General features: G+C 68.8%; 21 protein-coding genes. 11 read left to right on the forward strand and 10 right to left on the reverse strand.

Annotated features, from left to right (window positions below):
- The first annotated feature begins 67 nt into the window (after nucleotides 1–67).
- Nucleotides 68–925 carry a patatin-like phospholipase family protein gene (locus G6N61_RS26355; protein WP_235887315.1) on the forward strand — a complete coding sequence of 286 codons (858 nt, stop codon included), beginning with the start codon at nucleotides 68–70 and terminating at the stop codon, nucleotides 923–925.
- 7 nt (nucleotides 926–932) lie between these two features.
- Here G6N61_RS26355 and G6N61_RS26360 read toward each other — a convergent pair whose 3' ends face one another.
- Nucleotides 933–1,946, reverse strand: coding sequence for a patatin-like phospholipase family protein (locus G6N61_RS26360; protein ID WP_179973527.1), 1,014 nt, complete (start codon nucleotides 1,944–1,946; stop codon nucleotides 933–935).
- A gap of 55 nt (nucleotides 1,947–2,001) precedes the next feature.
- Nucleotides 2,002–2,223 carry a hypothetical protein gene (locus G6N61_RS26365; RefSeq protein ID WP_163923302.1) on the reverse strand — a complete coding sequence of 74 codons (222 nt, stop codon included), beginning with the start codon at nucleotides 2,221–2,223 and terminating at the stop codon, nucleotides 2,002–2,004.
- Nucleotides 2,224–2,416: 193 nt separating this feature from the next.
- On the opposite strand from G6N61_RS26365, the gene G6N61_RS26370 reads away from it, so the two are divergent.
- Nucleotides 2,417–3,163 carry an SDR family oxidoreductase gene (locus G6N61_RS26370; RefSeq protein WP_163923305.1) on the forward strand — a complete coding sequence of 249 codons (747 nt, stop codon included), beginning with the start codon at nucleotides 2,417–2,419 and terminating at the stop codon, nucleotides 3,161–3,163.
- Here the strand turns inward: G6N61_RS26370 and G6N61_RS26375 are convergent.
- Both G6N61_RS26375 and lpqV read right to left on the reverse strand, forming a co-directional pair.
- Entirely contained in the window at nucleotides 3,160–3,654 is a 495-nt protein-coding gene (locus G6N61_RS26375; protein ID WP_163923308.1) for a MarR family winged helix-turn-helix transcriptional regulator, read from the reverse strand. The two genes, G6N61_RS26370 and G6N61_RS26375, sit on opposite strands and share 4 nt — an antisense overlap.
- A gap of 37 nt (nucleotides 3,655–3,691) precedes the next feature.
- Complete coding sequence (lpqV, locus tag G6N61_RS26380) at nucleotides 3,692–4,141, reverse strand: lipoprotein LpqV (RefSeq protein ID WP_163923311.1); 450 nt, start codon at nucleotides 4,139–4,141, stop codon at nucleotides 3,692–3,694.
- Between the two features lie 112 nt (nucleotides 4,142–4,253).
- On the opposite strand from lpqV, the gene G6N61_RS26385 reads away from it, so the two are divergent.
- A complete protein-coding gene (locus G6N61_RS26385) occupies nucleotides 4,254–4,808 on the forward strand; it encodes a cysteine dioxygenase (protein ID WP_163923313.1) in 555 nt (184 codons plus the stop codon).
- A complete protein-coding gene (locus tag G6N61_RS26390; RefSeq protein ID WP_163923314.1) occupies nucleotides 4,808–5,200 on the forward strand; it encodes a rhodanese-like domain-containing protein in 393 nt (130 codons plus the stop codon). Before G6N61_RS26385 ends, G6N61_RS26390 begins: the two co-directional genes overlap by 1 nt.
- On the opposite strand, the gene G6N61_RS26395 is transcribed toward G6N61_RS26390, so the two are convergent.
- From G6N61_RS26395 to G6N61_RS26405, 3 genes are read right to left on the reverse strand one after another with little or no spacing between them, the layout of a single operon-like run.
- Nucleotides 5,197–6,894 carry an alpha/beta hydrolase gene (locus G6N61_RS26395; RefSeq protein WP_163923317.1) on the reverse strand — a complete coding sequence of 566 codons (1,698 nt, stop codon included), beginning with the start codon at nucleotides 6,892–6,894 and terminating at the stop codon, nucleotides 5,197–5,199. The genes G6N61_RS26390 and G6N61_RS26395 overlap by 4 nt on opposite strands.
- A gap of 9 nt (nucleotides 6,895–6,903) precedes the next feature.
- Entirely contained in the window at nucleotides 6,904–7,680 is a 777-nt protein-coding gene (locus G6N61_RS26400) for an enoyl-CoA hydratase (RefSeq protein ID WP_163923320.1), read from the reverse strand.
- A 2-nt stretch (nucleotides 7,681–7,682) separates the two neighbouring features.
- Nucleotides 7,683–8,729, reverse strand: coding sequence for an enoyl-CoA hydratase/isomerase family protein (locus G6N61_RS26405; protein ID WP_163923323.1), 1,047 nt, complete (start codon nucleotides 8,727–8,729; stop codon nucleotides 7,683–7,685).
- A 172-nt stretch (nucleotides 8,730–8,901) separates the two neighbouring features.
- Between G6N61_RS26405 and G6N61_RS26410 the strand changes: the two genes are divergently transcribed.
- A complete protein-coding gene (locus G6N61_RS26410; protein ID WP_163923326.1) occupies nucleotides 8,902–9,759 on the forward strand; it encodes a Bax inhibitor-1/YccA family protein in 858 nt (285 codons plus the stop codon).
- 167 nt (nucleotides 9,760–9,926) lie between these two features.
- Nucleotides 9,927–10,778: a type IV toxin-antitoxin system AbiEi family antitoxin gene (locus tag G6N61_RS26415; protein ID WP_163923329.1), complete on the forward strand. Its 852-nt coding sequence runs from the start codon at nucleotides 9,927–9,929 to the stop codon at nucleotides 10,776–10,778.
- A 61-nt stretch (nucleotides 10,779–10,839) separates the two neighbouring features.
- Here G6N61_RS26415 and G6N61_RS26420 read toward each other — a convergent pair whose 3' ends face one another.
- Nucleotides 10,840–12,057: an acetyl-CoA C-acetyltransferase gene (locus tag G6N61_RS26420; RefSeq protein ID WP_163923332.1), complete on the reverse strand. Its 1,218-nt coding sequence runs from the start codon at nucleotides 12,055–12,057 to the stop codon at nucleotides 10,840–10,842.
- Nucleotides 12,058–12,116: 59 nt separating this feature from the next.
- Nucleotides 12,117–13,076, reverse strand: coding sequence for an SGNH/GDSL hydrolase family protein (locus G6N61_RS26425; protein ID WP_163923335.1), 960 nt, complete (start codon nucleotides 13,074–13,076; stop codon nucleotides 12,117–12,119).
- 193 nt (nucleotides 13,077–13,269) lie between these two features.
- Between G6N61_RS26425 and G6N61_RS26430 the strand changes: the two genes are divergently transcribed.
- From G6N61_RS26430 to G6N61_RS26450, 5 genes are all read left to right on the forward strand, one after another.
- Nucleotides 13,270–14,322 (forward strand): alpha/beta hydrolase fold domain-containing protein, encoded by a 1,053-nt coding sequence (locus G6N61_RS26430; protein ID WP_163923338.1) that lies wholly within the window; start codon nucleotides 13,270–13,272, stop codon nucleotides 14,320–14,322.
- Between the two features lie 43 nt (nucleotides 14,323–14,365).
- On the forward strand, nucleotides 14,366–15,766 hold the full coding sequence (locus tag G6N61_RS26435) for a cystathionine beta-synthase (protein ID WP_163923341.1): 1,401 nt from the start codon (nucleotides 14,366–14,368) through the stop codon (nucleotides 15,764–15,766).
- A gap of 181 nt (nucleotides 15,767–15,947) precedes the next feature.
- Nucleotides 15,948–16,346, forward strand: coding sequence for a DUF4190 domain-containing protein (locus G6N61_RS26440; protein WP_163923344.1), 399 nt, complete (start codon nucleotides 15,948–15,950; stop codon nucleotides 16,344–16,346).
- A gap of 114 nt (nucleotides 16,347–16,460) precedes the next feature.
- Nucleotides 16,461–17,612 (forward strand): DUF2189 domain-containing protein, encoded by a 1,152-nt coding sequence (locus tag G6N61_RS26445; protein WP_163923347.1) that lies wholly within the window; start codon nucleotides 16,461–16,463, stop codon nucleotides 17,610–17,612.
- Nucleotides 17,613–17,707: 95 nt separating this feature from the next.
- Complete coding sequence (locus G6N61_RS26450) at nucleotides 17,708–18,208, forward strand: RDD family protein (RefSeq protein WP_163923350.1); 501 nt, start codon at nucleotides 17,708–17,710, stop codon at nucleotides 18,206–18,208.
- Here G6N61_RS26450 and G6N61_RS26455 read toward each other — a convergent pair.
- On the reverse strand, nucleotides 18,183–19,361 hold the full coding sequence (locus tag G6N61_RS26455) for an acyl-CoA dehydrogenase family protein (RefSeq protein ID WP_179973528.1): 1,179 nt from the start codon (nucleotides 19,359–19,361) through the stop codon (nucleotides 18,183–18,185). The genes G6N61_RS26450 and G6N61_RS26455 overlap by 26 nt on opposite strands.
- Nucleotides 19,362–19,384: the final 23 nt, after the last annotated feature.

Genomic DNA, 19,384 nt, shown 5'->3' on the forward strand with positions numbered 1-19,384 from the left:
TGCCCGGATCGGCCGGGGGCACCGTCGCCCACCCTAGCGTCGCGGTCGTTTGGCAGACTCGGATCCCGTGACCAAACGCGGGCTCGTACTGGCGGGCGGGGGATTGGCGGGCATCGCCTGGGAGACGGGCGTCCTGTGCGGGATCGCCGACGAGTCGCCCGCCACGGCGACGGCGCTGCTGGAGTCCGACGTCCTCGTCGGCACCTCGGCGGGATCGACGGTCGCCGCCCAGCTCGGCAGCGGCACCGGCCTCGAGGAGCTGTTCGCCCGTCAGGTCGCCGAGACCTCTTTCGAGATCGACTCCGGAGTGGACGTCGCCGCCATCACCGAGCTGTTCGTCACCGCGATGGTCTTGCCTGGCGCCACCACGGAGCAGAGGCTGCAGCGGATCGGCGAGATCGCCGCGACGACCGACACCGTTGCCGAATCGGTCCGCCGCGACGTCATCGCCCACCGGCTGCCGTCGCACGACTGGCCCCGGCGGGTGCTGCGGGTCACGGCCATCGACATCGAGACCGGCGAACTGGTGGTCCTCGACGCGAATTCCAAAGCAGGCCTGGTCGACGCGGTCGCCGCAAGCTGCGCCGTGCCCGGTGCGTGGCCGCCGGTGACGATCGACGGCAGGCGGTACATGGATGGCGGCGTGGGCAGCACCGTGAACATGGGGGTGGCGCAGGACTGCGACACCGTCGTCGTGCTGCTGCCGTCGGGCGAGAACACGCCGTCGCCGTTCGGTGACGGCGCACGACAGGAGATCGACGCCTTCGACGGCCGTACGCTTACCGTCTTCGCCGACGACGGCGCGCTCGACGCGTTCGGGCCCAACCCGCTGGACCCGGCGTGCCGGATCCCGTCCGCCCGAGCCGGGCGCGCCCAGGGTCGACGCGAAGCGGCCCGGGTGGCCGCGTTCCTCGGCCTGTCCTAAGACGCAGCTACGAGTCGCCGCTGGGGCGGTCGACGAACGTGTCGAGGGCCAAGGCCGCGAGTTCCTGGCCGATTTCGATGACCTCGTTCGCGCGGTAGAACTCGAGGCTGCGGCACGTGGTGCGGGGTACCTCGATGAGCAGATCGGGTGGGTAGGCGGCGAGCGTGTGACGCATCAACGCGGCCTGGGCGATGTCGATCGCGCGGTTCATCACCTCGAAGCCGCCCAGACGCGGCACCGGCATCGGATCCGCCTCGCGGACTGGGCCGAGGTCGGCGGTCAGCTCCCCGGCAGCGTCCTCGGCGGCGGCTTCTGCGGCGGCCGACGCGCTGAAACGGCTCAACACCGTTCGGGCAGCAGGAGTCTCGAGCAGGGTGCGCGCCGTCGCGGAGTCGAGCAGCGCCGTGGTGCTGCGCCACATCCGGTTCAGCAGTTCGGCGCTCGGCCGTGGTCCCTCCGGCGGGTCGTGCCGGAACGGGTCGTCGCCGTTGAGGCTGACGGCGATCGTGACGTCGGCGTTCACCGCGGCGATGGGCGCCATCGGTAGCGGGTCGAGGATGCCGCCGTCGGCGAGCAGTCGGCCGTCGAGTTCGTGAGGGGTGATGACGCCCGGGATCGCGATCGACGCGCGGATGGCCACGTCGACCGGGCCGCGTTGCAGCCACACGGATTTCCCGCTGATCAGATCGGTGCTGACCGCGGTGAACGGGATGGGCAGGTCCTCGATCAGGAGGTCGCCGAGTATTTCGCGGACGGCGTCGAGGATCTTCTCCGCCCGCAGCACGCCCGCGGCGGTCAGCGACGGGTCGAGCAGACGCAACACGGCGCGTTGGGTCAGGGTGCCTGCCCAGTCGGCGTACTCGTCGAGTTTCCCGGCGGCCTGCAGACCGCCGACCAGAGCGCCCATGGACGACCCGGCGATGCCGACGATCTCGTGCCCGCGATCGCGCAGTTCGTTGATGACGCCGATGTGGGCGTATCCCCGCGCTCCGCCGCTGCCAAGGGCCAATGCCACGCGCATGGACGTCATTGTGCCCCGGCCACATCCGGGCCGGCGGGCTAGGCGGTGGTCGGAGCTAGCAGCCGATGCGGCTGAAGAAGGCGACGGCGACGAGGCCGATGATGAATGCGACGGTGGGCTGGCCGCTGCTGAGCGCGAACACGACGCCGGTGATCGACGCCACGGCGATCAGCAGGAGGAGCAGGCCCATCAACACCCGCGTGCCGCTGATGGATCCGCCGACGGCGGGGGGCAGCGCGGCCTTGGTCTTCGACCCGTCGTCCGGCGATCCAAACATCTATCGGTCCTCTCGAAGAGTGATGCGGGACACATCATAACCAATTTTGTGACCCGCACCACTACACGTAGCCGGTCTAAATGACCTTGTGTCGAGCACGGGCCGCTGCCGAATCGGAATAAAGGTGACATATCACCGAGTTATGCCGATCGAGCCAGCGGAACGGCCGCTGACGGAATCCGAGGAGACCGACATGTCACAGCTCAGTGGGAAGACCGCACTCGTCACCGGCGGAACGTCCGGCATCGGACTGGCCGCAGCCCAGCGCCTCGCCGCCGACGGCGCCCACGTCTTCGTCACCGGACGCAAGCAGGAGGGGGTCGACGAGGCCGTCCGCACGATCGGCGACGCGGCCACCGGGGTGCGCGGCGACATCACCGTGATGGCCGACCTCGACCATCTCGTCGAGGTCATCGCCGCCCGGGGCGCCGGGCTGGACGTCCTCTTCGCCAACGCAGGCGGAGGCGAGTTCGCGACCCTGGAGGACGAGACCCCGGAGCGTCTCGCGGACACGTTCAACCGCAACGTCGCAGGCACCGTGTTCACGGTGCAGAAGATGCTGCCGCTGCTCAACCGCGGAGCCTCGATCGTGCTGACCGGCTCGACGGCCGCCACGAAGGGCGGGCCCGCATTCGGCGCCTACGCGGCGTCCAAGGCGGCCGTCCGTTCGTTCGGCCGCACGTGGGCCGCCGAACTCGTCGACCGCGGCGTGCGTGTCAACACCGTCGTACCGGGCCCCATCGAGACGCCCGGGCTACGGGAACTCGCGCCGGCCGACCAGCAGCAGGCGCTCCTGGACGGGCAGGCCGAGACGGTGCCGATGCGGCGCGTCGGCCATCCGAGCGAGATCGCCTCTGCCGTGGCGTTTCTCGCCTCCGACGACAGCAGCTTCATGACCGGCTCCGAGGTGTTCGTCGACGGCGGCGCGAACCAGGTCTAGAGAACGTCGGGCCGCGGCAGGGTGCCCTCGCGCAGCAGGTTCTCGTACACGGCGGCGAGCACCTCGGCGAGGGCATCCTCCTGCGCGGGATCGACGTCGGCGAAGAACGACCGCCGCACCCACGCCGCGTGCCTGGGTGCGGCGTCGCGCAGGCGGTCCCAGCCCGCCGTCGTCAGCGTGACGTCGGTACCCCTGCCGTCGGTCTCCGACGGCGTCGTCGCCACCAGATCCCGGCGGACCATCCGCTGCAGGTGGTGCGACAGCCGGCTGCGCTCCCAGCCAATGGTGGTCGCCAGCGCCGAGAGCTGCATCCGCTGCTCCGATGCGTGCGAGAGCGCGTTCATCACGGTGTAGTCGCCCAGCGACAACCCGCAGTCGGTCTGCAGGTGCCGATTCATCTCGTACTCCAGGCGGTGATACAGCCGCATGTAGTGGAACCAAGCCCGCTGCTGAGACGGCGTGAGTGTCGTCGGGTCGTCGGCTGAAGTCATGCCAGGCCGGTTTCTCGCACCCGTGATTCTAAGGCGATCAGCCGCAGAGATCGTCGGCTGCGGCCTCGGCGGCCACGATGACGGCGGACTGCCGGTCCGGCGTCAGCTTGGACCACGGCGTGCCGAACGTGCCCGGCCCAGGGGCGTCGGTGGACTGCAGATCGGCGAGGTACGGCTCGAACTGTGCCTTGAGGTCGCCGCCCTTGGCCGCCATCCACGTCTTGGCCGCCGAGCAGGCCTGGAAGTACTCGTCCTCGGTCGACACGGCCGCCGCTCCGACGGCCGTCGTCACGCCGCCGGGCGACAGGCCGACCTGGCCTGGCTCGGCGGCGCGCGCCTCGGTCGTCTGCGTCGTCGTCGCGGTGGTCGACGGCTGCGCCTCCGACGACGAGGCGCCGCCCTGCTCCGAGCCCGACGAACAACCGGAGAGGAGGGCCACGCCGACGGCGGTCGCCGCGGTGAACGTCGTTATCGCGTTGGTGCGCATGCCGCCAATCTATGCAACACTCGCGGTCGTGATGGAACGGACCGCCTTTGGGGAGTGTTGTCGGGCTTGACGCCCGCCCCCCAACCGTCCGCATCCCTGGGAGTCCACACCCATGTCCGTTGCATCCCTCGCGTCCCCATCCGTCGTCGCACCCACGCGGCTGCGCCTTCCGGATCTGCTGCACGCCACCGATCGCGCCGCCGACGACGTCCTGTCCGGCCGCTACCGCCACCTGCTGCCCGCGGGCGGTCCGCCCGCCGACGAGCGGTGGTTCACCCGACTGCACGGTGACGACGAACTCGACGTCTGGCTCATCAGCTGGGTGCCCGAGCGCGCCACCGAACTGCACGACCACGGCGGGTCGCTCGGCGCGCTCACCGTGGTGTCCGGCGCCCTGCACGAAACCCGTTGGGACGGTAGCGCGCTACGTCGCCGCCGGCTCGACGCGGGAGACCAGGCCGGCTTCCCGCTGGGTTGGGTGCACGACGTGGTGTGGGCACCCGAGAGCATCGCCGTGAGCCCGGCCGTGAGCCCCGCTGGGGGTCCGACGCTCAGCGTGCACGCCTACTCGCCGCCGCTGACGGCCATGTCGTACTACGACGTGACCGAGCGCAACACGCTGCGGCGCAACCGAACCGAACTGACGGACAAGCCGGAGGGCGACTGATGAGCCGCATCGACGCCGTACTCGCCTCCGCGCGGGCCAAGCTCACCCGGATCGAGGCGGCCGACGTGCCCGACGCCATCGACCGCGGCGCCCTGCTGGTCGACATCCGGCCCGCCGCACAGCGTGCCGCCGAGGGCGGTGTCGACGCGGCACTGGTCATCGAGCGCAACGTCCTCGAGTGGCGGTGCGACCCCACCAGCGACGCCCGCCTGCCGCAGGCCGTCGGCGACGACGTCGAATGGCTGATCCTGTGTTCGGAGGGCTACACCTCGAGCCTGGCCGCCGCGGCGCTGCAGGACCTGGGTCTGCACCGCGCCACCGACGTCGCAGGCGGGTATCAGGCGTTGAAGGCCACGGGCGTTCTCGCGCAACTGGATTCGCGAGCCGGCTAGCTCGAGTAGCCCCGCAGCAGCAGAGGCCGGAGCCGCTCGGTCTTCTCGGGCGTCCAGCCGGGCGGCTGCAGCACCGCGGCCCAGGCGTTCGCGACGTCGCGGATGTAGACGTGGCCGTGACCGTCGGGCACGTCGACCGCCACCGCCATGTCCGCAGACACCTGCAGGAACGTCACGACCGGGATCCACTCCATCTCGGGCAGTACGTCGTAGCCACGCTCCTCGCGCAGCCAATCCGGTTTCTGGAACAGCAGATCCGGTGTCCACCATGCGATCGGGTCCGACGCGTGCTGCAAGTACGCCACCCGCGGATCGCCGAACGGATCGTCGGGCCGCGCCAGGTTCGGTGGCTCGGCGACGAAGCGGACGTTGCGGCCCTTTTCGTAGATCGGCAGCCACTCCGGCGACCCGGGATCCCGGTTGGCGGTCAGGTCGGTCCAGATCGTGTTGTTGAACGTCGGCCCGGAGAACAGTGCGCCGTCGGTGCGGGCCACCAGGTTGTTCAGCGCCAAGAACGGAGCCTCGCCGCCGAACGACCCGAGACTCTCGCCGAACACCACCAGCTCGGGCCGCTGCGCCTCGGGCATGGCCCGGATGAGCCCGTCGACCGCCTCGAACAGCGCCTGCCCTGCCTGGCGGGCGTTCTCCTTGTCCACCAGGAACGACAACCAGCTCGGCAGGAACGAGTACTGCATCGACACGATCGCGGTGTCGCCGTTGTACATGTACTCCAGCGCGCCTGCCTCGGCCTCGTTGATCCAGCCCGTTCCGGTGGTCGTCGCCACCGCCACGACCTTCCGCTGCAGCCCGCCGGTGCGCACCAGCTCGGCAGCGGCCAGTGCCGCCGTGGCCTTGATGCCGTCGGCGGAGTTGAGCCCCGCGTAAGCCCGGATCGGCTCGATGGCGGGGGCGCCGTTGAACGTCGAGAGTTCCTCGACCGTCGGCCCGTTCGACATGAAGACGCGGCCCTGGTGGCCCAGGGACTCCCAGCTCGCCAGTGAGCCAGGCCCGCCCGACCGCAGCGGGGTGCTCGGGGCAGTGTTGTCGGGGTCGGTCTCGTCGTTGACGGCCTCGAACGTGTTGTTGACGACGTCCATCCCGACGCGCGCGACGACGCCGTTGAGCAGCGCGATGGTCAGTGCGAGCAGCGCGGCCACCACCACGACGGCCGAGACCCGGGGCGGCGCAACGCGTTCGAGCTGGCGAACGAGGAAGCGGACCATCCTGCCGACGAGCTGGCCGATCTCGACGAACAGGAACAGCACGACGATCGACAGCACCGCGGTCAGCGGGTGGTCCCAGAAACCCAGCCGCGGCACGCCCATCAGGTCGCGGACGTCGTCCTGCCAGTGGTGGAACCAGACGATGGCGAGGACCTGCCCGATGACGCCGACGACCAGGAGCGTCAGCCAGGCGGGCTTGCGCGCTCGCGGCGAGGTGTCCGCCGAGCGCATGTACCGCACCAGCCACACGCCGAACACGCCGAGCCCGTAGCCGATCGCGCCCGCCGCCCCGCTCACCAGCGCCTGGAACAGCGGCCCGCGCGGCAGCAGCGACGGGCTCAGCGAAAGCCAGATGAACACCAGCCCCACGGCGGTGCCGAAGAACGTGTAGTGACGCAGCCACCACGCCGGTTCGGCAGGCGGTTCCGGATCGGCCGACGCCGCGGGTGCCCTGGTGTCGGTGTCGGTCACCCGCGCATGTTATCGATGCGTGAAGTTCGGTGGGCGCTTCTCGACGAACGCTGCCATGCCCTCGGTCTGGTCGTCGGTCGCGAACGCCGAGTGGAACAGCCTGCGCTCGTAGAGCAGGCCTTCGGCGAGCGTCGACTCGAACGCACGGTTGACCGCTTCCTTGGCCATCCGCGACGCCGACAGCGACATCCCGGCGATGATGGCGGCGGTCGCAGCAGCCTCGTCGAGCAGCGAGTCGGCAGGCACGACACGCGAGACCAGGCCTGCGCGTTCGGCCTCCTCGGCGTCCATGTTGCGGCCGGTGAGGATGAGGTCCATGGCCTTGGCCTTGCCGATCGCCCGGGTGAGGCGCTGGCTGCCGCCCATGCCGGGCAGCACGCCCAGCTTGATCTCGGGCTGACCGAACTTCGCGGTGTCGGCCGCGATCAGGATGTCGCACATCATCGCAAGCTCACAGCCACCGCCGAGCGCGTAGCCGGCGACGGCCGCGATCGTGGGGGTCCTGGTGGCCGCGAACGCCGCCCAGGGAGCGAAGAAGTCGCGGCCGTACACGTCGGCGAACGACAGCTCCGACATCTCCTTGATGTCCGCACCCGCCGCAAACGCCTTGGCGCTGCCGGTCAGGACGATGGCGCCGACGCCCTCGTCGGCATCCAGTTGCGCTGCCGCACCGGTGACTTCGGCCATCACCTGGCTGTTGAGCGCGTTGAGCGCCTTCGGCCGGTTCAGGGTGATGGTCGCCACGCGGTCGGTGCGCGTCACCAGGATCGTCTCGTACTCACTCATGGTCACTCCTGTCCGGGAAAGGTCAGATCGGGGTCGGCGGGGGCGAAGTAGGCCGCCACCTCGTCGGGGCTGCACAGGGTCAGCGACGACGGCTGCCACTTGGGGTTGCGGTCCTTGTCGACCAGCTGGGCGCGAATGCCCTCGACCAGGTCGTGCGACTTCAGCGCTGCGCAGGACGTCCGGAACTCCTGTCGCAGAACGTCTTCGAGGCTGGGGAGATCGGCTGCTCGACGCACCGCCTCCAGCGTCACGGAAAGGGCGATGGGGGAGCGGGTGGCGATGAGGTCGGCCGCGGCGTTCGACTGTTCGGCGTCGTGCCCGCGCAGTGCGGCGACGATGTCGGAGACCGTGTCGCCCGCATAGCACTCGTCGATCCACTGCCGTTGCGCGAGAAGCGGGCTGGCGGGCGGCTCGACGGCGTGGGCCGCGATCGCCGCGTTGGCGCCATCGGCGATCACGGCCGCCTTGAACGCGTCGAGGGCGGTGTGCGGCACGAAGTGGTCGGCGAAGCCCATCGCGACGGCGTCGGCACCGGTGAACGGAGCGCCGGTCAGCGCCGCGTGCGTGCCGAGCCGACCCGGCGCCCGGGACAGGAGGTGGGTGCCGCCGACGTCGGGGATGAAGCCGATGCCGACCTCGGGCATGCCCATCTTGGTGGTATCGGTGACCACCCGGACGCTGCCGTGCGCGCTCACGCCGACCCCGCCTCCCATCACGATGCCGTCCATCACGGCGACGTAGGGCTTCGGATACTCGGCGATGCGGGCGTTGAGCACGTACTCGTCGTGCCAGAAGGTGCGCGTCTCGGCGCCGCCGGCCTTCGCGTCGTGGTAGATCGCGACCACGTCACCCCCCGCGCACAGTCCGCGCTCACCCGCACCCGTCAGCAGCACGGTGTGGACGGCGTCGTCGCCCTCCCACTCGTCCAACGCCTCGGCGAGGCTCGCCACCATCGTCGCGGTGAGCGAGTTGAGTGCCTTCGGCCTGTTCAGCGTCACCTGCCCGACACCGTTCTCGACACTTACTAGGACGTCCTCGTTTCGAGTCACGATTGCAATCTAGATCGTCGTCTCCTCGCAACATGCCACGGGTAGCTTCATGCTGAGGAAGTTCACAGAATTCACCGAGGGAAAGTCGACGGCAGGGAACCATGTCTGCCACGCTGATCGTTGGTGGAGTATTCGTCAGCAGACGAAACACAGCACAGGAGAGGATCCGACGGTGCGCGAAAGCAGCAACCCGGTATTCCGTTCGCTGCCCAAGGGGCAGCAAGGGGGATACGCGCAATTCGGTACCAATGCCGCCGGCTTCGGCGCGGCAACGGCACAGGCTGACCCGTACGCGGCTCAGCCGTACACGACAGATCGCCAGCAGGCCGGTGTTTCCCGGCCGCTGACCATCGACGACGTCGTCACCAAGACCGGCCTGACGCTGGCCGTCGTCGCGGTGGTGGGTGTCCTGTCGTACTTCATGGTCTCGATGAACACCGGCCTGATGATGCCGTTCACCCTGATCGGTGGCCTCTGTGGCTTCGCTCTGATCATGATCGCGACGTTCGGTCGCAAGCAGGACAACCCGGCCATCGTGCTGAGCTACGCCGCGCTCGAAGGCTTGTTCCTCGGCGCCGCGTCGTTCCTGTTCGCCAACCTGGTGTCCACCGGTGGCCCCGGCATGATCGCGCAGGCGATCTTCGGCACGGTCGGCGTGTTCGTCGGCATGCTCGTCGTCTACAAGACCGGCGCCATCCGCGTCACGCCCAAGTTCACCCGCATGCTGGTCGCGGCGCTCTTCGGCGTGATGGCCATCGCGCTGCTCAACCTGGTGCTCGGTCTGTTCGGCGTCGGCGGCGGCGAGGGCTTCGGCCTGCGCAGCGGCGGCCCGATGGCGATCATCTTCTCGCTGGTCTGCATCGGGCTCGCGGCGTTCATGTTCCTGATCGACTTCGACTCGGCCGATCAGCTCATCCGCGCCGGTGCGCCGGAGAAGGCAGCATGGGGCATCGCCCTCGGCCTGACCGTCACGCTGGTCTGGCTCTACCTGGAGATCCTGCGACTGCTGTCGTACTTCAACAGCGACTAGTAGTCACACTCGGAAAGCCCGGCACGTTTCCACGTGCCGGGCTTTCCTTCGTTTGGGGGCGTTGGCCGGGCGCCGAGACTGCTAACAGATCGCGATTCATCCCCAGATTGCGCTCTGACAGCAGTCTCGGGGGCCTCGGGCGACGGTCGAGCGGCGATCGTCGACACATGCGCATCGACGATCAGCCGTTCATCGGCAGCGAGGCCCTGACTGCGGGACTCGTCGGCAAGTACGACCTGCGGAAGAGCTACCGCGCGATCTTCCCCGACGTGTATCTGGCCCCGCGCGTCGATCCCACGCTCGCGCGGCGTGCGCGTGCCGCATGGCTGTGGTCGCACCGCGAAGGCGTGATTGCGGGCCTCACTGCATCTGCGCTTCATGGCGCGAAGTGGATCGACGATTCCCTGCCGATCGAATTGATCTGGCCCAACGCCAGACCGCCAAAGGGCATGCGGACCTACGACTACCGCCTCTTCGCCGACGAGTACGCCGAACACGACGGGATGTCGGTGACCACGCCTGCGCGCACCGCCTTCGACATTGGCCGTCTTCATCGGCCCGGTGAGGCAGTCGCCCGACTGGACGCGTTGGGCAACGCCGTTGCTCTCTCCGTCGAGGACGTCATCCACCTGGCGGCACGCCACCGCGGCGCCCGGAACCTACGGCGACTCGAGGCCGCACTCGATCGACACGATCCAGGCGCAGAGTCGCCTCAAGAAACCTGGCTTCGGCTGCTCCTCGTAGACGCTGGGTTTCCGCGTCCGCAGACTCAGATTCCGGTGTTTGGACCGAACGGTCGAGCGCGCTACTACCTCGACATGGGGTGGGAGGAACTGAAGATCGCGGTCGAGTATGACGGCGAGCATCATCGGCTGGACCGCCCGAGCTACCGGAAGGACATCGTGCGGTTGGAGTACTTGAACTCCATCAAGTGGATGGTGATCCGCGTCGTCGCCGGCGATCGTCCGGACGAAATCGCGCGTCGGGTTCGGTCCGCATACGACGCGAGACTGCGGTGAGATCGCGAATTCGGGTGAAAACGCGATCTCACCGCAGTCTCGGCGAGGAAACCAAAGAGAACTAGCTCAGGCGCTCCACGACCATCGCCATGCCCTGGCCGCCGCCGACGCACATCGACTCGATGCCGAACGTCTTGTCGTGCGTGGCAAGGTTGTTGAGCAGCGTGGCGGTGATGCGGGCGCCGGTCATGCCGAACGGGTGGCCGAGGGCGATCGCCCCGCCGGACACGTTCAGCTTGTCCTCGTCGATGCCCAGTTCGCGGGCCGAGCCGAGCACCTGCACGGCGAACGCCTCGTTGATCTCGACCAGGTCGATGTCCGAGATCTGCTTGCCCGCAATGGCGAGCGCCTTCTTGATGGCCTCGATCGGACCGAGGCCCATGATCTCGGGCGACAGCCCGGACACGCCGGTCGACACGATGCGCGCGAGCGGGGTCAGGCCCAGCTCCTTGGCCTTGGTGTCACTCATGATGACGACGGCGGCAGCACCGTCGTTCAGCGGGCACGCGTTGCCCGCGGTGATCGTGCCGTTCGGGCGGAAGACCGGCTTGAGCTGGCTAATCTTCTCGTAGTTGGTGCCGGCGCGCGGGCCGTCGTCGGTCGAGACGACGGTGCCGTCGGGCAGCGTGACGGGCACGATCTCGCGCTCGAAGAAACCGCTCTTGATGGCCTCCTCCGCGCGGTTCTGCGAGCGAACGCCCCAGTGGTCCTGGTCCTCTCGGCTGATGCCGGTGTGCAGCGCGACGTTCTCGGCCGTCTGGCCCATCGCGATGTAGACGTCGGGCACGCTGCCGTCGTCGCGCGGGTCGTGCCACTCGTCGGCGCCCTCGGCCTGCTTGGCCGTGCGTGCCTGAGCATCCTCGAACATCGGGTTCTTGCTGTTGGGCGCACCGTCGGCCGCGCCGACGCCGAAGCGCGACACCGTCTCGACGCCTGCGGAGATGAACACGTCGCCCTCGCCGGCCTTGATCGCGTGGAACGCCATGCGGGTGGTCTGCAGCGACGACGAGCAGTAGCGGTTGACCGTGGTGCCGGGCAGGAAGTCGTAGCCGAGTTCGACGGCGACCGCACGGGCGATGTTGTAGCCGGCCTCACCGGCGGGCTGCGCGCAACCCATCATCAGGTCGTCGATGTCGCGCGGGTCCAGCGACGGCACCTTGTCCAACACCGCGCGCACCATCTGGGCGGCGAGGTCGTCCGGGCGCATGGTGGCCAGCGACCCCTTGACGGCGCGGCCGATCGGCGAGCGCGCGGTGGCGACGATGACGGCTTCGGGCATGGCGGTCTCCTCGGGTGGAGCGGCGTTGTCACGCCTAGTGGACGACGGTTACCCCGAACCTAACCGGTGACCGGAGCGACGATCGGCGCGGGTACGCCGGTGGTGCGCCGCCACAACCGGCCGACGCCACCGATCCGCGCCAGCAGGGCCGCCGCGTGGGACGAGCGTTGCTCGAGCGCCGGCTCGACGGCCTGCCCGTGCGACCCGACTCCGAGCGCGGTGCACAGCGCGGGCAGCAGCTGCGAGGCCGCCAGCGAATAGCCGACGGCCGACGGGTGGAACATGTCCGACGAGAAGTACCGCTCCGGCGCCTTGAGGAACTCGGGCGCCATCAGATCGGCGAACGGCACGGGCACACCACCCGCCGAACGGACCGCGACCGCCTGCGCATGCGCGAGGCGCAACCCCAACGTGCGGGCCACCGTCCGCAGCGGCTGCGGAATCGCGGTGATGACGCCGAAGTCGGGGCAGGTGCCGACGACGACCACGGCGCCGCTGGCCCGCAACCGGCTGACGGCGGCGCCCACCCGACGCGCGGACTGCGGGATGCCGTTGAGGGCGGTGATGTCGTTGGCGCCGATCATGACGACCGCCGCGTCCGGCGGCGGCCCGGCCACGAACATGGCGTCGATCTGGCCGGACAGTCCCTTGGAGGTGGCGCCGACGATGGCCTTGGTGCTCAGGCGCACCCGTTGGCCCGACTCCTCGGCGAGGCCGCGTGCGATCAGCACTCCGGGCACCTCGTCGGCCGACGTACAGCCGTAACCCGTCGCGGTCGAGTCGCCGAAGATCATCAGGTGAAGGTCGAAGGCGACGCCGCGGTGCCACTTCTCGACCGGTCCTCCGCCCGGCGAGTACACCCCGTCGGCGCGTGGCGGAACGTCCCATGCCTTGGGGATGACGCTGCGGGCCTGATCGGCCTGTCCGCTCAGAAGGTTGCGGACGCCGACGTAACCCGTCGATGCCAGTGTCGCGGTCGCCGCCAGGGCGAGCGACCGACGCGGTGCACGGATGCCCACGCAGCAAGTTTAAGCGCGACCCCGCGGGATATCAGCGTCGCAACGAACGAGGGCGGTCACGGTGCGATATCAACTGCGGTACGAAACCGGTTCCCTTGATTGTTGAAACGAACAGCAGGTGTCAGGCTAAGTTACCTGGGTTGACTAACAAGTAGCTTGACCTGGCACTACAACGGCGTAGGAAGTGGTGGCGATGACGGCACCGAGCAAGATCCACGGGTCCCACGGATCGCCCATCGGGGCAGCTAGGGCGCGCAAGACGCGTCGATTCCCGGTGAGCGACGGTGCCCCCGTCGAGATCGTCGAGGACGGTCCGAGCGTGGCCGGTCGGCTGTTTGCCCTGGGAGCTGCGCTGACCATTCGGCCAACGCTGGCGATCGGTAGCCTGGCGCCCCGTATGTCCTGGCCCTGGGGAGTCCTCGACTTCGCTGCGCGAGCGCTCCGTCCCGCCCCGGGCACCATCCGAGCAACGATCAAGCTGCCCAACACCACCGCCCAGCTGGTCCGTGCGGCCGGCGTGCTTCCCGCGGACGGCAAGCGCAGCATCGTGCTCTACATGCACGGCGGCGCGTTCCTGACGTGCGGCGTGAACACCCACGGTCGGATGGTCACCGCGTTGTCGCGGTTCAGTGACTCGCCGGCGCTGGTCGTCAACTACCGGATGATCCCCAAGCACTCGGTCGGCCAGGCCCTCGACGACTGCTACGACGCGTACCAGTGGCTGCGACTGAAGGGCTACGAGCCCGAACAGATCGTGCTGGCCGGTGACTCGGCCGGCGGCTACCTCTCGCTGGCGCTGGCCGAACGGCTGCACTCCGAGAACGAATTGCCCGCCGCAGTCGTGACCATGTCGCCGCTGTTCGAGATCGACAACGACAGCCGCACCCAGCACCCGAACGCCCACACGGACGCGATGTTCCCGCCCCGGGCGTTCCCCGCCCTCGTCGAGCTGATCGAGGCCGCCGCCGAACGACACCTGGTCGACGGCAAGCCCGAGGCGATCTACGAGCCCCTCGATCACATCGAGCCGGGCCTGCCACGCACGCTGATCCACGTGTCGGGCTCGGAGGTTCTGCTCAACGACGCGCGGAAGGCGGCCCACATGCTCGCCGCGGCCGGCGTCCCGGTCGAGGTACGCATCTGGCCTGGTCAGATGCACGTCTTCCAGCTAGGTGCGCCCGCAGTCAAGGAGGCGACGCGGTCGCTCAAGCAGATCGGCGACTACATCCGAGAGGCCACCTGGTAGATCTGCCTGGTGCGCCGTCCTGTCGGCCTGACACGATGGACACATGCGTATCGCGCAGCACATCAGTGAACTCATCGGCAACACTCCTCTCGTACGGCTGAATTCCGTCGTCCCCGAGGGTGCGGGCACGGTCGCGGCGAAGGTCGAGTACCTCAATCCCGGCGGCAGCGCCAAGGACCGCATCGCGATCAAGATGATCGACGCCGCCGAAGCCAGCGGTGAACTGAAGCCAGGCGGCACCATCGTCGAACCCACGTCGGGCAACACCGGCGTCGGCCTTGCGCTCGTCGCCCAGCAGCGCGGGTACAAGTGCATCTTCGTCTGCCCGGACAAGGTCAGCGAGGACAAGCGAAACGTGTTGCGCGCCTACGGCGCCGAGGTCGTGGTGTGCCCGACTGCCGTCGCGCCGGACGACCCCGACAGCTACTACAGCGTCTCCAACCGCCTGACCAACGAGATCGAGGGCGCCTGGAAGCCCGACCAGTACTCGAACCCGATGGGCCCGGAGAGTCACTACGAGACCACCGGCCCCGAGATCTGGGCCGACACCGACGGCAAGGTCACCCACTTCGTGACGGGCGTCGGAACCGGCGGCACCATCACGGGCACCGGCCGGTACCTCAAGGAGGTCTCCGGCGGTTCGGTGCAGATCATCGGCGTCGACCCCGAGGGTTCGGTCTACTCCGGTGGCACGGGGCGGCCGTACCTGGTGGAAGGCGTCGGTGAGGACTTCTGGCCGTCGGCGTACGACCCGAGCGTGCCCGACGAGATCATCGCCGTCTCCGACGCCGACTCCTTCGAGATGACCCGCCGCCTTGCCCGCGAGGAAGCGCTGCTGGTCGGCGGATCCTGCGGAATGGCCGCCGTCGGTGCCATCCGGGTCGCCGAGCGAGCCGGGCCCGACGCCCTGGTGGTCGTCCTCCTGCCCGACGGCGGACGCGGTTACCTGTCGAAGATCTTCAACGATTCGTGGATGCAGTCGTACGGGTTCTTGCGCAGCAGGCTCGACGGAACGGTGGCGGAGTCGACCGTCGGCGACGTGCTGCGCGGCAAGTCCGGCGCGCTGCCCGACCTGGTGCACACGCACCCGTCGGAGACCGTGCGCGACGCGGTCGGAATCCTGCGGGAGTACGGCGTCTCGCAGATGCCGGTGGTCGGTGCCGAGCCGCCGGTGATGGCCGGCGAGGTCGCGGGCAGCGTGTCCGAGCGCGAGCTGCTGTCGGCGGTGTTCGAGGGGCGGGCGAAGCTCGCCGACGCCGTGGCCAAGCACATGAGCCCGCCGCTGCCGCTCATCGGCGCGGGTGAACTCGTCAGCACGGCCGCGAAGACGTTGCGTGAATGCGATGCCGTGATGGTCGTCGAGGAGGGCAAGCCGGTCGGCGTCCTGACTCGCCACGACCTGCTGGGCTTCCTGTCGGAGGGCGCACCCGCAGGTAGGCGGTAGCGCCACGATCCTCTGCGCTCGTCGATCACCGGCGATGAGCAGGCCGCAGTGTCCCGATTTCGTGGGGTGGTGCGAAAGTGGCAGTCGGTGCCGAACTTTCGCCTTTTGGCCCCGGAATTGATCATGTTCTCAGGTAGGGTTACACCGCTCGTGCCTCGCACATGATCACCGGAAGGCGCCCATGACCGATCAACCGCCACCTCCCCCGGGGAACTACCCACCGCCCCCGCCGCAGGGTGGCGGTTACCCACCCCCACCACAGGGTGGCGGTTACCCGCCGCCGCCGCAGGGTGGCGGATACCCACCCCCACCGCAGGGTGGCGGATACCCGCCGCCGGGTGGCTTCGGTGGTGGTGCACCGACGAAGACGAACACGCTCGCCATCGCGTCGCTGGTCTGCGCCGTCCTCGGTCTGCTGTGCGGCGTCGGTTCGATCCTCGGCATCGTGCTCGGCGTCGTGGCGCTCAACCAGATCAAGCAGACCGGTGAAAACGGTCGCGGCCTGGCGCAGGCCGGGATCGTGGTGGGCGCGATCTTCGTCGTACTCGGCATCGTCGGTTACGCGATCTACTTCAGCTAGCGAGCAGCACTGCACGAGTCGGTCGCCTGGTACGACTAGGCGATCGGCGCTGTCACAACACTTTTGGCGCACTGCGCCGCGAACACGTCACTTGAAAGAGAACAGAGGTAAGTCATGACCAGTCCTCCGCCCCCGCCGTCGTCCGACGGCGACGACGTCCCCCAGTCCAACGAGGGCGGGTTCGGTTCGCCGCCGCCGCAGAATGAGCCGCCCCAGGGCGGGGGATACCAGCCGCCCCAGGGCAACTATCCGCCCCAGGGCAACTACCCACCGCCGCAAGGCGGGTACCCGCCACCGCAGGGGAACTACCCACCCCCGCAGGGCAATTACCCGCCGACCCAGGGCAACTACCCGCCGCCGCAGGGCAACTACCCGCCCACCCAGGGCGGTTACCCGCCGCCTCCGCAGGGTGGCTATCCGCCGCCTCCGCAGGGCGGCTACCCGCCCCCGCCCCAGGGCGGTTATCCACCGCCACCGCAGGGCGGTTACGCGCCGCCGACCCCAGGCGGATACGCCCCGGCCGGCTACGCCTCCGCCGGTGGTCAGGGCTTCGGTCAGCAGCAATTCAGCGCCGGCGAGGGCTTCTCGTGGGCCTGGAACAAGTTCAGCAAGAACGCCGTCCCGCTGATCGTCCCAACGCTGGTGTACGGCCTGATCTTGGTCGTGCTCTACGCAATCGTGCAGGGCATCGCGGTGGCGCTGGCACCCACCAGCACGTACGAGTCCTTCGAGACGGACACGAGCTTCTCCTACTCCTACAGCGCCGGGCTCGGCGGTGCGAGCATCGCCGTGCTCGTCCTCGGTGGCCTCCTGACACTGATCGTCGCCGCCGCGGCGCAGTCGGCGTTCCTCGGCGGCGTGCTCGACATCGCAGACGGCCGGCCGGTGACCATCGGCTCGTTCTTCAAGCCGCGCAACATCACCAACGTCATCATCGCCACGCTGATCGTCGGGGTGGCGACGTCGATCGGTTCGGCGCTGTGCTTCCTCCCCGGGCTCGTGGTGGCGCTGTTCGCCATCTTCACGACGGTCATCGTGGTCGACCGCAACTGCGGTGCCATCGACGCGATCAAGGCGAGCTTCCAGCTCGTCAAGGCGAACTTCGTCCCGGTCCTCATCGTCTACCTGATCACGGTGGCGATCACGATCGTCGGAGCGCTGCTGTGCGGTGTCGGCCTCCTCGTCGCGGTACCGGTGGCCTCGCTGCTGCTGGTGTTCACCTACCGCAAGCTCAGCGGTGGTCAGGTCGCACCCCAGACGCCGTAGTCTCGTCTCACGCGAACACGACGGCCCCGTGGTTCACCACCGCGGGGCCGTCGTGTTCGGTGAAGGAGGTCTACGCGCCCGAGGAGAGGAAGACAGTGGTCGTTCGATTCGACACCGATCATGCGCCGTGGTTACGGCGTTGCGCGGCGTTCGCCGTCGACCTGCTTCCCATCATCGCGGCCATGGCGCTCGCGCTGGCGATCATGTGGCTGACCAGGATTCGCGAGTGCGATGCCGACACGTCGGCACTGGACCTCGGCGCTCAGTGCGGGTCGGGCATCAGCACCGCCGGCACACTCGCGTACGGGGTGGCGTGGCTGGCCTCGGTCGTCTTCACGCTGTGGAACCTCGGGTGGCGTCAGGGCCGGACCGGAGCCAGCATCGGCAAGTCGGCGCTGGGGCTGCGCGTCGTCGGCACCGAAACGGGTGAGCCGGTAGGCCTGTGGTGGTCACTCGGGCGCGCTGCCGGCCACGTGCTCAACGCGGTACCGCTCGGCCTGGGCTATCTGTGGCCGCTGTGGGATCGAAGGCACCAGACGTTCGCCGACAAGCTGGTCGCGACGGTGTGCGTCAGCGGAACGCGCTCACACCCGTGAGCGCCTCGCCGATGACGAGCTGGTGTACCTCCGACGTGCCCTCGTAGGTCAGCACCGACTCCAGGTTGTTGGCGTGCCGGATCACCGGGTACTCCAGCGTGATTCCGTTGGCGCCGAGCAGCGTTCGGCACTGCCGGGCGATCTTGAGCGCCTCGCGAACGTTGTTGAGCTTGCCGACGCTCACCTGCTCGGGCCGGATGCGCCCCTCGTCCTTGAGCTTGCCCAGGTGCAGCGCCAGTAGCTGTGCCTTGCCGAGTTCGACCGCCATGTCGGCGATCTTGGCCTGGGATAGTTGGTAACCCGCCAGCGGCTTGTCGAACACCTCGCGCGTACCGACGTAGGCCAACGTCGCCTCCAAGCAGTCGCGGGCAGCGCCCACCGCCCCGAACACGATGCCGAACCGGGCCTCCGACAGACACGCCAGCGGACCCGAGAGCCCTCGGGCGCCAGGGAGTTTCGCTGCGTCGGGCACGCGGACGTCGTCGAGGCTAAATTCCGAAGTGACTGATGCCCGCAGCGACATCTTGTGCGTCATCTCCCGCGCGGAGAAACCAGGCGTCGAGGTCGGCACCGCGAACCCCAGCACCCCTTCCTCGGCGCGCGCCCACACGATCGCGACGTCGGCGATCGACGCGTTGGTGATCCACATCTTCGAGCCGTTGAGGATCCAGTCGGAACCGTCGCGCTTGGCGGTGGTGCGCATCCCGCCCGGGTTGGAGCCGAAGTCCGGTTCGGTCAGCCCGAAGCAGCCGATCAATTCACCGGCCGCCATGCCGGGCAACCACTGCTCGCGCTGCTCCTCGCTGCCCCAGTGGTGAATCGCGAACATCGCGAGCGATCCCTGCACCGAGACCAGGCTGCGCAAGCCGCTGTCGACGGCCTCCATCTCCTGGCACACCAGCCCGTAGGCGGTCGCCGACGATCCGCTGCAGCCGTAGCCGGTGAGGTGCATCCCGAGCAGGCCGAGCTTGCCGATCTCCACGGCGAGGTCGCGCACCGGCACCACGCCGCTCTCGAACCACTCCGCGACGTGGGGACGCAGGCGTTGTTCGCCGAACTGCCGGACCATGGTGCGCAGCTCGAGGTCCTCGGTACTCAGCAGCGAGTCGAGGTCCAGCAGGGTTTCAACCGTCGAAGTCCCGTGGGTCGGCATGGTCTTGTTCTACACGGTTACCC

The sequence above is a fragment of the Mycolicibacterium arabiense genome (assembly GCF_010731815.2).
Classification (GTDB): Bacteria; Actinomycetota; Actinomycetes; order Mycobacteriales; family Mycobacteriaceae; genus Mycobacterium; species Mycobacterium arabiense.

Bases quoted from the DNA above. Each gene is read 5' to 3' on its own strand.
- G6N61_RS26375 (WP_163923308.1), bottom strand. From the start codon at position 3,654: ATGACTTCAGCCGACGACCCGACGACACTCACGCCGTCTCAGCAGCGG.
- lpqV (WP_163923311.1), bottom strand. From the start codon at position 4,141: ATGCGCACCAACGCGATAACGACGTTCACCGCGGCGACCGCCGTCGGC.
- G6N61_RS26445 (WP_163923347.1), top strand. From the start codon at position 16,461: ATGACCAGTCCTCCGCCCCCGCCGTCGTCCGACGGCGACGACGTCCCC.
- G6N61_RS26430 (WP_163923338.1), top strand. From the start codon at position 13,270: ATGACGGCACCGAGCAAGATCCACGGGTCCCACGGATCGCCCATCGGG.
- G6N61_RS26440 (WP_163923344.1), top strand. From the start codon at position 15,948: ATGACCGATCAACCGCCACCTCCCCCGGGGAACTACCCACCGCCCCCG.
- G6N61_RS26420 (WP_163923332.1), bottom strand. From the start codon at position 12,057: ATGCCCGAAGCCGTCATCGTCGCCACCGCGCGCTCGCCGATCGGCCGC.
- G6N61_RS26415 (WP_163923329.1), top strand. From the start codon at position 9,927: ATGCGCATCGACGATCAGCCGTTCATCGGCAGCGAGGCCCTGACTGCG.
- G6N61_RS26390 (WP_163923314.1), top strand. From the start codon at position 4,808: ATGAGCCGCATCGACGCCGTACTCGCCTCCGCGCGGGCCAAGCTCACC.
- G6N61_RS26365 (WP_163923302.1), bottom strand. From the start codon at position 2,223: ATGTTTGGATCGCCGGACGACGGGTCGAAGACCAAGGCCGCGCTGCCC.
- G6N61_RS26360 (WP_179973527.1), bottom strand. From the start codon at position 1,946: ATGCGCGTGGCATTGGCCCTTGGCAGCGGCGGAGCGCGGGGATACGCC.
- G6N61_RS26435 (WP_163923341.1), top strand. From the start codon at position 14,366: ATGCGTATCGCGCAGCACATCAGTGAACTCATCGGCAACACTCCTCTC.
- G6N61_RS26455 (WP_179973528.1), bottom strand. From the start codon at position 19,361: ATGCCGACCCACGGGACTTCGACGGTTGAAACCCTGCTGGACCTCGAC.
- G6N61_RS26370 (WP_163923305.1), top strand. From the start codon at position 2,417: ATGTCACAGCTCAGTGGGAAGACCGCACTCGTCACCGGCGGAACGTCC.
- G6N61_RS26385 (WP_163923313.1), top strand. From the start codon at position 4,254: ATGTCCGTTGCATCCCTCGCGTCCCCATCCGTCGTCGCACCCACGCGG.
- G6N61_RS26400 (WP_163923320.1), bottom strand. From the start codon at position 7,680: ATGAGTGAGTACGAGACGATCCTGGTGACGCGCACCGACCGCGTGGCG.